The sequence below is a fragment of the Blautia sp. MB18-30 genome, from assembly GCF_023669475.1.
GTDB classification, from domain to species: domain Bacteria; phylum Bacillota; class Clostridia; order Lachnospirales; family Lachnospiraceae; genus Blautia_A; species Blautia_A fusiformis.
The window spans coordinates 1-9673 of record NZ_JAMOYY010000062.1; the positions used below are offsets into that span (position 1 = coordinate 1).

Below are 9673 nucleotides of genomic sequence, written 5' to 3' on the forward strand. Positions count from 1 at the left end.
CAAATTCCAGTTGATATTTCACTTATTTTAGGAAATTTAATAACTGTTATAGTTGATTATCAAATTCCTCACAAACCCTTGAAAATACTAAGTTTGTAGCAAGTGAACTTTCCCTTACTCTTTCCCTTGTATTATATTCTCTCATTGGTTTTCATGAACCTTAATATGGGAAAAATTAAGGGAAAGAAAAATTCGTACATAGTATAACATATAACAATAACGACATGGTGAACTGAATGAAATGTTTTCGATATTTAACTCTGTAAATGATTATTAAAAAATGGAGATAAGATACAATGAGAACAATTTATGCAGAATACAACATAAACCACGATAGTATTGATGTTTACACAAGTGCCGGATATATGCTTCGCATTAATTGTTGGGAAGCTGAAAAAAATTTAAAAACCACATATGGATCAGAATGTGCGCTTACTTCATTGGCTGTGGATGAGCCTTTGGAATATGCAAGATTATATCTTGATGGCAATTTACAGATGTGGGTGGATGCAGAAGATTCACTTGAATTATAGGCAATTTAAACAAAAGTTTATATCTGATTTTCGATTATCCATATGAACACTTTACTTTCAAGCATTTTGAGAAATATAGAAAAACGCTAATTTTACCACTAATAAATGAGCCTTGATATGACACTAAAAACAATATGGGAGATAGCACAATATCTGTGTATCTCCCGTTTTTCATTTTTGTAATATAATTACTTCACTCTAATTTTTATATTTTCTTATTTTTCAATAATCATAGGACTTATTTCTAAATCTGCCATAGACTGCTTTGTTTGGTATGGCTTTCGGGATATGATTACACACATCATAGTGTGGATAGTAATAGAGCATAAAACATGTAGAGTAAGGTTGCTACAACTCATATTGCCATATATAATAACTAATGACATCGAAAATTAAAGAAATTGATTAGAAATAGATTTTTGTTTGATAATCTTAAATCAGATATTCACAATGGAGGCATATTTATGGCGCAGAGTATTTTAATTGTAGACGATGAAAAAGAAATTGTATCAATGCTGTATTGCTATTTCAGCAAACTTGGATATACGGTATATACTGCAACAGCAGGAAATGCTGCATTAAAAGAAGTAGAAAAAAAACCTGACATTATTTTGTTAGATGTCAATATGCCAGATATAGATGGATTTACTGTTTGCGAAAGGATACGGGATTATGTTTCATGCCCTATAATTTTTTTAACAGCACGCATTGAAGATAGTGATAAAATAAAAGGATTTTCTATTGGCGCAGACGACTATGTAATAAAACCATTTTCTGTTGATGAATTAGAAGCTCGCATTGCAGCACATCTTCGCAGAGAAAAAAGACACAATATATCTTCAAAGGTGCAATTTGATGAAGATATGGTTATAGATTATTCCTCACGTATTGTGTTTTATCATAATAAGGATATGGCTTTTACCAAAAAGGAATTTGATATAATATCTTTCCTTTCGCAAAACAAAGGAATTGTTTTTGACCGGGAAACTATTTATGAAAAAGTTTGGGGATTAGACGGCATTGGTGATAATACAGTTGTTACAGAACATATCAGACGTATTAGGGCAAAATTTTTATCTTTAGGCGATAGACCTTACATTGAAACTGTTTGGGGGTGCGGATATAGATGGAAAAATTAAAGAGAAGCAGATTGTTCAATCGGTTAAATAGCATGAGTATTAGAATGACCTTTGTTCTTTATGCTTTGTTTTCGTTGTTGATTGGAATAATTATTTGTATACTTTTAATTTCAATGGTTGACAGATACAGAATAAATTTAAACTATAAGTATGAAAATCTGTCAACGAGGTATGATATACCGGAAAATGGCTCATTTACCGCCACTTATAGTAATGACCAAACAAAATACACAATATTTGACACGAAAGGAAACGAGATATGCAAGTTCAATGTTGATTATCAAAAAGAACGCCCAGTACACGAATATGTCTATCCGAACCATGTTTCATATATCGAAGTTTTACCTAATTTTACAAACCGGGATAGGCTTATTGACAGTGCTTTAGGTTCATTAAATATTGCAATTATTCCTATCGTATTATCTATTAGTATGATATGTTGTGTAACATTTTTTTATAAAAAAAAATTATCGAAACCTATTAAGCTATTAACTAATGCGTATCATAAAATTGAAGCAAATGACTTAGATTTTACGTTATCATATCCATTAAATGATGAAATGGGGAAACTTTGTCATGCCTTTGAAAAAATGAAAGACTGTTTGTCGAAAAATAATGAAACTATGTTTCGACAATTTGCTGAACAGCGCCGTCTAAATGCTGCTTTTTCGCATGACTTACGCACTCCTTTGACTTTACTAAAGGGTCATGCTACTATGCTGCTTTCCTTTATTCCCAAAGGCTTAGTATCACAACAAGAAATATTAGATGAAATATCAGTAATGTCAAAAAATATTTCACGTCTTGAAAAATATGTAAATGCTATGACGAACTTATACAGGTTAGAGGATATTGATATTCCACGACAACAGATTACATTTCATTCACTTATTGATAATTTTAATAACACAGCAGAAGCACTTTGTTATGACAAACATTTTTCAATTACTACAAGCGGTAATAATATAACCTTGTTTATCAATTTAGATACAGTCATGCAGATTTATGAAAACTTACTCTCTAATAGTATTAGATACGCAAAAAGTGATATTGCTATTAGCGTAGTAATAGAGAATGATAATTTAGTTATATCTGTTTCAGACGATGGTTGCGGGTTTAAAAATATTGATATTGAAAAGGCGACATTACCATTTTATAAATCATCGAAAGATATAGCTACTGAACATTTGGGGTTAGGGCTGAATATTAGTAAGATTTTAAGTGAAAGACATGGCGGAAATATCCAAATTGCTAATAATAAAGCAGGGGGAGCATGTGTTACAGTGAAAATAAATTGCAATGAAAGTTGATTGAAAATAGACATTTTATTGCTATTATAAATTTAAAAGAAAGGAGATAAGGACAAATGAAAAAAATAATATGTATGTTTCTAACCTTATTGTTATTGGTGTGTATTGTTGGGTGTAGTCAAGCAAAGGACAGTGATAATCATGTAGTACAAGATTATTCCGAAGAATATGAGGTTTCTCCTTATGGAAGTGAAGAAGCGCTTGACACTTTGGGCGATTTGAAGATTTCAATGAGTACAGAAAAGGATTTAGACTTAAAGCACCTTTCATTTCTAATAGAAAATACTTCTGATAAAGAATACCAATATTCACCAGATTATTTTGAAATAGAAGCTGAACAATCCGGCACTTGGTATCAACTTAAACAGCTTGATGACCCCTCAAAGAGCAATGAAAAGGATTGCTTTATTAAGCCTAACGAACGATTAACATTAGAAATTGATGTTAAAAGTTTTTATGGAGAATTGCCTGCTGGACACTATCGTTTGATTAAACAATTTGCGTTCTTTGAAAGTGAAAGAGATTGGGATTACGATACATATAATTTATCTTGCGAATTTACGATAAGGTAAAAATTCTCTACTTCATAAGCATGAAAAAAAACCGCTTATGAAGTAGAAAGTTCTCATGCCATTTTAACGGCGGTTTTGAAATAACAATCAAAACCGCCGTTTTCTTTTGTAAAAATGAGAATACGGAGGGTGTGTTAAAGTCGCCCTTTTTCAAGGATACGGTGGTATCAAGGAGGTATTGCCATGTCCTTTTTTATGTACCATGTGGAGCATATTTATGTCTAGGAAGAAATACAGTAAAGCATTCAAACTAAGGCTTTTAAAAAAGCATAATGAAACAGGCATATCCTACTAGAAATTGGAAAAGGATAATATAATAGCAGGGGACGATGTGTGTTTTTATCCCCTGCTTTTATACGTTTTTTATCATATTTTGATCAATATAGCTTGGTATTTAACTGATTTTTCAAATAACATCTAAGTCCAACATATACTCCTTGCGAAAGTACAAAAAGCAATAGAAGATTTACTGACAGTGTTTTTTTGATGGATTCTCCAAAATAAATGATGACAGCAGCACTTGTCAGTATCATCAGTAGAGTAATAAAATCCCAACAGTTTTTCTTATATAATTCTATAACCTTTATTTCTATCAGTATCACCAGTATCCCTGTTCCTGCTACGCATATTCCGACAACCAATATCAGCAATAACCAATATATGATTCCGGCTATAAACGCATTTGGAATTTTGGTACTAATCTGTGCCGCAGAATGTCCGGCAGCAATCGTCCATCCGATAAAAGTTTGTATGAATGACGCTGCATCATGGAAGAATGATTTACAATCGGAAAGGAACACATCTGACTGTACTGCCTGAAAAAGAGTGGTTGTCAGCGAATACCATGCAAGAAGGAACAAGGTTGTTTGGAATATTACCGTTTTTGCTTTATACTGTCCTGCAAGTCGCTCTTTTTGTGTTTCGTATTTCGCTTTTTCATTCTGATAGGCTGTCCGGTCACAGGCTTCACATTTTTCATAGAGCACCGGCTTTTCTACCGGTATCTCTACGATTTTCTGATGTGTCCGGGCATAATCCCGTTGTTGTGTTAAGCATCGTATTTTATCTTGACATTCCCCTATCGTGACGTTTGCGCTTCGCAGCTTCTCTTTCTCGATCTGCAATGCTCTGTCTGCCAGCTTCAAGTCGTTCTTTAATGCTTGAATATTCCCGGCTCTGTTCTCTTTGTTTAATTTCTCGTTCAAGGTCAGAGATTCGCTGAGCTGCGTCTTCAGTTCCACGATAAGCTGGTCTTTCTGTTCCAGTTCTTCTTGTATCTCCTCGGTCAAGAGCAGAAGTTCTTCCAACTGTTCGGCGTTCTTTGATTCTCTGGATTCGTTCATCTATATCACGTCCTTTCCTTATTTGCTGTTCCAGTTCAGCAATTCGGTGTTCTGTTTCAGCAATAAACTGTTTTCGCTGTTCAGATTCTGTGCCAATTTCTGCCATTGCTGATTTTCGTTTTCCAAAAGTTCTATCTTCGTTTTCTGTTCTTCCATCTTGGAAAGCAGTTCCTCGGTATTTGGCAAAATGTTGAGCAGCTCGGATAACTCGCTGTTTAATTTTTGCAATTTCTGATTCTGTTCCTGCATAAGAGAGAGTTGGGTGTCCCGGTTCTGCATTTCCAGAATCATTTCTGTCATTAAGGTCTGCTGTTCTTCGATTTGCCCAATCATGGACTCCATTAAGGGTATAATTTCCCGGCTTTCTTCTAATGTCATTTAATCGCTCCTTCCATAATGATAATGCACCCGATACTTTTCCAAAGGTGTCCAGTATCTTTTGCAATAACGTGTTTTGTTGTTTTATGATTTGATTTTCCGCTACTTTCCACGAACCTTTTATTTCCTGCCCGACAAGAAACTTTTGTTCAATCTTTCTTGCGTCAGCACCTTCATGGATGGTAGGAATCTGGAGTTTTCCCTGTTTTTCATAAGAACGGTGATCGACCTGATTATGCAAAGAAAGATGTTCATTACACACCTTTGCCCACTCACTCCGCCATAGTTCACAATTTTTTGGATTGTTCCATCCAGTAGCATCGGTCAGCACCCGTTTCCATTGCAGGCGGTTTCTTGCACCAATCTTCTGAATTCCGTTTTCGTCTAATACAGGGATACGGATTCCATGACGGTCAGGGTTTTTCTTATCCTGCCACCAGTTCGGATGGGATTCATCAATCACGATATTTCCGTTTTTATCTCTGACAAAATCCCAATCCTTGACTTCTTTCTTTCCCCAAGAATGATCCGGGTTAAAAGGACGCATAGTCAGAAGCAGATGGACATGGGGGTTGCCATCCCCTTTATCGTGGATACTCCAATCAGCGCACATTCCTCTATCTACAAAAGTTTTTTGGATATAGTCAGTTGTATATTGAATTTGTTCCTGTCTGTTCCATTCTTTGGGAAGGGCAAATTCAAATGACCTGCCAAATTGGGCATCCGCACTTTTTTCAATCTTCAATACCTCATTCCATAACCTCTGTTTCTGAAATGTGATTTTAAATTTTTCTAAAGCAGCTTCTTTATCTGCTGACTTTTTGTATCGGACAGATTTCTGAAAGCGTTTTATATTTTCCTCTGGTACTATCTGCCATTCAGGAGGTGCGTTTTCGCACATCATCAGACTGGTGTAGACCACTTCTTTTTTAGAAGTGTAATAACTGATTCGCCCGGTTTCCTTATTTTTCATCACATCCCCATTGAGATATGCGGAAGCGGAGATAACAGATTTCCCTTTACTACGTCCGACTATTTTGACTGTGTAATGAAAAATCGCCATGTCTGGATGCCTCCTTTCTGCACATCCGGCATAGATTTCCGGCAACATTGCTTTCGGTTTTAGGAAAAGCAGCATTGCCGGAACGCCCTCTGCGTAAGAGTGCCCTGCGCATAGCAGCCTGCATGGAATGCGCCCCTCTGGCGAAGAGTGCCTCCTGCGGCATGAGCAGGTCTGGCTGAAAGCCCCGCCGACGGAACGAGCCCGGCAAGCGTGAGCGCAGACCGGTTGCCACTTGTGGCAAACTTATTGGGACGACCTCTGGTTGTCCATAAGTGCGCCCTTCATAAAAAAGCAATGAAGGGAATGAAAACCTCATCCCCTCCGCCATTACACTTCCTCCATATCGGTATTTGTTTCTTTCTGCATTGCCTTTGAGAAAAATTTCCCGTTGGCTTCCTGCTTTTTCAGAAAACCAATCAGCTTTGGGATGTCTTCTTCCTCAATAGGCGAACCAAGAACGGATTCCACCGCACCGCCAACCTGACAGAGCCTATGGGTTCGTTTTTTACTTTCTTCGGCTTTCTTTCGCTTCAGAAGTTCTTTCTTCTGTGCTGCATATCTTTTCGCCTTTTCAAGGCTTTCCTGCTCTTTCTTTTCCATTTCAAGCATTCGTTCTTCATAACTTTTTGTTGATTTTGCCATTATTACATTCTCCTTTCTCTTGCAAACATAAGTTCTTGGTTGCGTATCAGAAGAAGCACATGGTATAATCTTCTTGCGTGTAGGTATATCATGGCTTCGGTCTGATAGAACCTTTGGCGGTTTCTTTGGAAGCCGCCTTTTTAATTTGCCGCAGTTCTTGTTACGGCTTTTACATTTCCTCTATCCCTCAAATCACGACCTTCATTCGCTTCCATAAACATTTCCAGAATATCGGTTTTAATCAGGACTTTGCGACCAACCTTTAATACTGGAAGTTTCTTCCATTCTACAAGCTGTCTTAAGGTGTTTCTGCCGATTCCCGTATAGTCAGCAGCTTCTTCGATGGATAATGCAATTTTTCTTTGCGTCATATAATCACCTCCTTATAAATTGCATTATGCAATTCTTGTGATGTAAGTATATCCTTTTCATATCTTTTTGTCAAGCGTTACGAAATATTAAAAGCAAATATTGTATTGCATATTGCAATTTTGGAAAAACAATGCTATAATTCATACATACCGAAAAAGGAGGCAGTCAGCATGAAAGATAAAGAACTACGCAAGCTGATAGGCAGCAGAGTAAAACAGCGCCGTCTGGAATTGAATCTGACACAGCCTTATGTCGCAGAAAAGATGGGGGTTACCGCTTCTACAATCCTGCGTTATGAGAATGGTTCGATTGACAATACGAAAAAAATGGTGCTGGAAGGTCTTTCGGAAGCACTCCATGTATCTGTGGAATGGCTCAAAGGGGAAACAGATGAATATGAAACCGACATTACGGATAAGAGAGAGTTACAGATTCGTGATGCGATGGGAGATATTCTGGAACAGTTACCGCTTGCCCTTACCAAAGAAGAAGATGCTTTTTCAAAAGATTTATTACTGCTGATGTTAAAACAATATGGTCTGTTTTTGGATTCCTTTCAGTTCGCCTGCAAAAACTTCAAGGGGAATGCTGGTCAGACGGATATTGCCAAAACAATAGGGTTTGAATCGAATGATGAATATAATGAGATTATGTTCTTAAGGGAAATCACTCCTACCATCAATGCTTTTAATGAGATGGCAGACGTTGTAAGGCTCTATTCCAAGAAACCAAAAACAGCAGAACAAAGGCTTGCAAATCTTTTATCAGAAGTCTTATACGAAGATTCCGAATCGGTATAGTAAGACAACCGGAGTTATGATATACTTACACGCACGAAGCATTTCATCAGTTCCGATTGTCTAATATCGAAAGGAGACATACGATTATGGCAAAAGGATCTGTAAGAAAAAAAGGAAAGAAATGGTACTACCGCTTCTATGTAGAGGACGCAAGCGGCAATCTTGTTCAGAAAGAATGCGTTGGAACAGAAAGCAAAAGTGAAACTGAAAAGCTGCTCCGTCAGGCAATGGATGATTATGAGAAAAAGAAATTTGTTGCCAAAGCGGAAAATCTCACAGTCGGACAACTTCTGGATGTGTGGGCAGAGGAGGAATTAAAAACAGGTACGCTCAGCAATGGTACTGTGGAGAATTACCTCGGAACAATCCGAAATATTAAGAAACATCCGCTGGCAGAACGGAAATTAAAAAATGTAACCTCTGAGCATTTGCAATCTTTCTTTGATTTGCTTTCCTTCGGGGGAGTTCATCCCGATGGAAAAGAGAGAAAGGGTTACAGCAAAGATTACATCCATTCTTTTTCCGCAGTCATGCAGCAGTCTTTCCGCTTTGCAGTATTTCCAAAACAGTATATTACGTTCAATCCCATGCAGTATATTAAACTGCGGTATCAGACGGACGAAGTTGATTTGTTTTCGGATGAGGACATGGACGGAAATATCCAACCAATTTCACGAGAAGATTATGAAAGACTGCTTGCGTATCTTCAAAAAAAGAACCCAGCCGCAATACTTCCAATCCAGATAGCCTATTATGCCGGGCTTCGTATTGGAGAAGCCTGTGGTTTGGCATGGCAGGACGTAAATCTGGAAGAACAATGCCTTACCATAAGACGCAGCATCCGATATGATGGCTCAAAGCGCAAATATATCATCGGACCAACCAAGCGGAAAAAAGTGAGGATTGTTGATTTTGGAGATACGCTGGTAGAGATTTTCCGCAATGCCCGGAAAGAGCAGTTAAAAAATCGAATGCAGTACGGAGAACTTTATCACACGAACTACTACAAAGAGGTCAAAGAGAAAAACAGAGTGTACTACGAATATTACTGCTTAGACAGAACAGAGGAAGTCCCGGCAGATTATAAAGAAATTTCTTTCGTCTGCTTAAGACCGGATGGTTGTCTGGAACTTCCGACTACTTTGGGGACGGTATGCAGAAAGGTGGCAAAAACATTAGAGGGATTTGAAGGCTTTCATTTCCACCAGTTACGTCACACCTATACAAGCAACCTTTTGGCAAATGGAGCTGCTCCAAAAGATGTGCAGGAATTATTAGGACACTCAGATGTAAGTACCACAATGAATGTCTATGCTCACTCCACAAGAGATGCGAAACGAAAATCGGTTCGGCTTCTTGATAAAGTGGTAGGCAATGATTAAAAAAAATTCCCTTATTTCCCTTGTGATTATCTCATAAGGGCAAAAATAAGGGAAACTACATATCATTTCACTAATGGACAGGCAGGAAAGCCTATAAAATGGGGAAAGTTAGAGGAATAATTATATAAATTCCAGTTTG

Annotated in this window: 10 protein-coding genes; 6 read left to right on the plus strand and 4 right to left on the minus strand. The window is 37.3% G+C overall.

Annotated features, from left to right (window positions below; genetic code table 11):
- Nucleotides 1-296: 296 nt before the first annotated feature.
- From NCY57_RS16005 to NCY57_RS16020, 4 genes are all read left to right on the plus strand, one after another.
- Nucleotides 297-533 carry a DUF6061 family protein gene (locus tag NCY57_RS16005; RefSeq protein WP_008400163.1) on the plus strand — a complete coding sequence of 79 codons (237 nt, stop codon included), beginning with the start codon at nucleotides 297-299 and terminating at the stop codon, nucleotides 531-533.
- A 464-nt stretch (nucleotides 534-997) separates the two neighbouring features.
- Nucleotides 998-1672 carry a response regulator transcription factor gene (locus tag NCY57_RS16010; RefSeq protein ID WP_044944580.1) on the plus strand — a complete coding sequence of 225 codons (675 nt, stop codon included), beginning with the start codon at nucleotides 998-1000 and terminating at the stop codon, nucleotides 1670-1672.
- Nucleotides 1660-2982: a HAMP domain-containing sensor histidine kinase gene (locus NCY57_RS16015; protein ID WP_055156874.1), complete on the plus strand. Its 1323-nt coding sequence runs from the start codon at nucleotides 1660-1662 to the stop codon at nucleotides 2980-2982. The genes NCY57_RS16010 and NCY57_RS16015 overlap by 13 nt, the downstream gene beginning before the upstream one ends.
- Nucleotides 2983-3038: 56 nt before the next feature.
- Entirely contained in the window at nucleotides 3039-3554 is a 516-nt protein-coding gene (locus NCY57_RS16020) for an immunoglobulin-like domain-containing protein (RefSeq protein ID WP_008400157.1), read from the plus strand.
- 377 nt (nucleotides 3555-3931) lie between these two features.
- On the opposite strand, the gene NCY57_RS16025 is transcribed toward NCY57_RS16020, so the two are convergent.
- The 4 genes from NCY57_RS16025 to NCY57_RS16040 all read right to left on the minus strand — a co-directional run bounded on the left by NCY57_RS16025 (nucleotide 3932) and on the right by NCY57_RS16040 (nucleotide 7351).
- On the minus strand, nucleotides 3932-4678 hold the full coding sequence (locus NCY57_RS16025; protein ID WP_055156872.1) for a DUF6040 family protein: 747 nt from the start codon (nucleotides 4676-4678) through the stop codon (nucleotides 3932-3934).
- Nucleotides 4617-6338 carry a MobA/MobL family protein gene (locus NCY57_RS16030; protein ID WP_055228713.1) on the minus strand — a complete coding sequence of 574 codons (1722 nt, stop codon included), beginning with the start codon at nucleotides 6336-6338 and terminating at the stop codon, nucleotides 4617-4619. Before NCY57_RS16030 ends, NCY57_RS16025 begins: the two co-directional genes overlap by 62 nt.
- A gap of 327 nt (nucleotides 6339-6665) precedes the next feature.
- Nucleotides 6666-6980, minus strand: a complete 315-nt coding sequence (locus NCY57_RS16035) for a hypothetical protein (protein ID WP_005337289.1) — start codon at nucleotides 6978-6980, stop codon at nucleotides 6666-6668.
- A 140-nt stretch (nucleotides 6981-7120) separates the two neighbouring features.
- Nucleotides 7121-7351, minus strand: coding sequence for a helix-turn-helix domain-containing protein (locus tag NCY57_RS16040; protein ID WP_004843519.1), 231 nt, complete (start codon nucleotides 7349-7351; stop codon nucleotides 7121-7123).
- A gap of 171 nt (nucleotides 7352-7522) precedes the next feature.
- Between NCY57_RS16040 and NCY57_RS16045 the strand changes: the two genes are divergently transcribed.
- Together NCY57_RS16045 and NCY57_RS16050 are read left to right on the plus strand one after the other, a co-directional pair.
- Nucleotides 7523-8152 (plus strand): helix-turn-helix domain-containing protein, encoded by a 630-nt coding sequence (locus NCY57_RS16045; RefSeq protein WP_008402208.1) that lies wholly within the window; start codon nucleotides 7523-7525, stop codon nucleotides 8150-8152.
- An 86-nt stretch (nucleotides 8153-8238) separates the two neighbouring features.
- Nucleotides 8239-9534, plus strand: a complete 1296-nt coding sequence (locus NCY57_RS16050; RefSeq protein ID WP_008400148.1) for a tyrosine-type recombinase/integrase — start codon at nucleotides 8239-8241, stop codon at nucleotides 9532-9534.
- The last annotated feature ends 139 nt before the right edge of the window (nucleotides 9535-9673 follow it).

Bases quoted from the DNA above. Each gene is read 5' to 3' on its own strand.
- NCY57_RS16005 (WP_008400163.1), top strand. From the start codon at position 297: ATGAGAACAATTTATGCAGAATACAACATAAACCACGATAGTATTGAT.
- NCY57_RS16010 (WP_044944580.1), top strand. From the start codon at position 998: ATGGCGCAGAGTATTTTAATTGTAGACGATGAAAAAGAAATTGTATCA.
- NCY57_RS16015 (WP_055156874.1), top strand. From the start codon at position 1,660: ATGGAAAAATTAAAGAGAAGCAGATTGTTCAATCGGTTAAATAGCATG.
- NCY57_RS16020 (WP_008400157.1), top strand. From the start codon at position 3,039: ATGAAAAAAATAATATGTATGTTTCTAACCTTATTGTTATTGGTGTGT.
- NCY57_RS16030 (WP_055228713.1), bottom strand. From the start codon at position 6,338: ATGGCGATTTTTCATTACACAGTCAAAATAGTCGGACGTAGTAAAGGG.
- NCY57_RS16035 (WP_005337289.1), bottom strand. From the start codon at position 6,980: ATGGCAAAATCAACAAAAAGTTATGAAGAACGAATGCTTGAAATGGAA.
- NCY57_RS16040 (WP_004843519.1), bottom strand. From the start codon at position 7,351: ATGACGCAAAGAAAAATTGCATTATCCATCGAAGAAGCTGCTGACTAT.
- NCY57_RS16045 (WP_008402208.1), top strand. From the start codon at position 7,523: ATGAAAGATAAAGAACTACGCAAGCTGATAGGCAGCAGAGTAAAACAG.
- NCY57_RS16050 (WP_008400148.1), top strand. From the start codon at position 8,239: ATGGCAAAAGGATCTGTAAGAAAAAAAGGAAAGAAATGGTACTACCGC.